The sequence below is a fragment of the Acinetobacter sp. 1294596 genome, from assembly GCF_000582925.1.
GTDB classification, from domain to species: domain Bacteria; phylum Pseudomonadota; class Gammaproteobacteria; order Pseudomonadales; family Moraxellaceae; genus Acinetobacter; species Acinetobacter radioresistens.
Window position 1 is genome coordinate 1 of the sequence record NZ_JFCC01000102.1, and the last position, 1,170, is coordinate 1,170.

The 1,170-nt window shown below is 40.7% G+C and carries 1 protein-coding gene; it reads right to left on the bottom strand.

Annotated features, from left to right (window positions below; all coding sequences use genetic code 11):
* Nucleotides 1-135: 135 nt before the first annotated feature.
* Nucleotides 136-1,068 (bottom strand): IS5-like element IS17 family transposase, encoded by a 933-nt coding sequence (locus tag J502_RS16015; protein ID WP_000743268.1) that lies wholly within the window; start codon nt 1,066-1,068, stop codon nt 136-138.
* Nucleotides 1,069-1,170 lie beyond the last annotated feature (102 nt).

Below are 1,170 nucleotides of genomic sequence, written 5' to 3' on the forward strand. Positions count from 1 at the left end.
CATCTATTGATATTGCACTTATGATGAAAAGTTTTTAGATGTGACTTTTTGGCTAGCCTCATTATGCGTTACTGTATTGGTATGGCTTTGTTGCACAAAGATTTGAAATGCAAAGCGCCCCTAATTGAGCCAAATTTAAGGCGTAACTTGGGTAAGTGGTCGACCTAATTCCGTAAATCTGTTGAGGACTGCTACACGTGCATGAATTTCATTCACCTGACTAGGAAAGCTTCTTGCCATTAATTTATCGCCTAATAATTTGATGCAATGCATCTTGGTTTCCACCAAACTGCGGCGATGATAGCCTGACCATTTTTTCCATAATGTCCTGCCTAAACGTTTAACTGTTCGAAGTAATTCATTTCGCTCTAGCGAGCTACTCTTTGTATCTTTCCATGGTTTCGCATTTTTTCTAGGTGGAATCACCGCATGTGCTTGCCGATCTGCAATGACCTGACGGCATTGTTTGGTGTCATAAGCTCCATCGGTATAAACAGAGTCAATCTGCTCATCTTGTGGAATCTGATTAAGTAAATCACCAAGCACCTGTGAATCACTGACATTATTGGTTGTGAGCTGAATAGCGCGTATTTGTAGGGTTTTGGCATCTATACCAATATGTAGTTTACGCCATTGGCGACGATATTCAGCTCCATGTTTCTTGCGTTTCCATTCGCCCTCACCTAGAAACTTCATGCCTGTAGAGTCTACGAGTAGATGCAGCCCATCGCTACTTTTTTGGTAGCTGATTGCAATATCAATATGCTTTTGTCTTCTACAAAGCGTACTGTAATCTGGTGCGGTCCAATTTAATCCGCAAAGTTTAATCAGACTTTGCACAAAGCCAGTGACTATACGTAAAGATAGACGGAATAAGGATTTAATCATTAAGCAGCATTGGATAGCTGCGTCGGAGTAGGTTTGATTTCGCCCTTGTTTGCCTTTTGATGGAGCATACCATTGCGTAGCAGGATCAAACCAAATGGCAATATTTCCGCGACTCATGAGTGCTCGGTTATATGCGGGCCAATTGGTTGTGCGGTAGATTTTGTGTGTAGGCTTCTTCATTTGAAAATTATATCGCTGAAAAAGCCTTTACAGATAGGTTTGTGCAACAAAGCCATTTAAACGTCATTGTTACTTATCTGAACAGTAAAATAAGAATACTTA